Source organism: Pantoea sp. GbtcB22, assembly GCF_019091025.1.
In the GTDB taxonomy this organism is placed as follows: Bacteria; Pseudomonadota; Gammaproteobacteria; order Enterobacterales; family Enterobacteriaceae; genus Pantoea; species Pantoea leporis.
In genome coordinates this window covers 1-321 of record NZ_JAGXKB010000057.1, presented here as the reverse complement: position 1 = coordinate 321, position 321 = coordinate 1, and the positions used below count along the sequence as shown (strand labels likewise).

Genomic DNA, 321 nt, shown 5'->3' with positions numbered 1-321 from the left:
GAATGGAACGGCGAATATATCAGCCCTTACGCTGAACATGGCAAGAAGAGCGAGCAGCTTAAGAAAATCACAGTTTCTATCCCGCTGAAAGTGCTGAAGATTTTAACGGACGAGCGCAACCGCCGTCAGGTGAACAACCTGCGTCACGCCACCAACAGCGAACTGCTGTGTGAAGCCTTTTTGCATGCTTCCACCGGGCAGCCTCTGCCGAACGATGTCGATTTGCGTAAAGAACGCAGCGATGAGATTGCGGAAGAAGCGAAACAGATTATGCGTGAAATGGGCATCGATCCCGATAGTTGGGAATACTGAAGCCAGAAA

1 protein-coding gene is annotated in these 321 nt (G+C 50.5%); it reads left to right on the top strand.

Annotation, left to right across the window (positions count from 1 at the left end; genetic code table 11):
* Positions 1–312 (top strand): met regulon transcriptional regulator MetJ (gene metJ / locus KVT28_RS24765; protein ID WP_217550785.1); only part of this gene is annotated, 312 nt, incomplete at its 5' end.
* Positions 313–321: the final 9 nt, after the last annotated feature.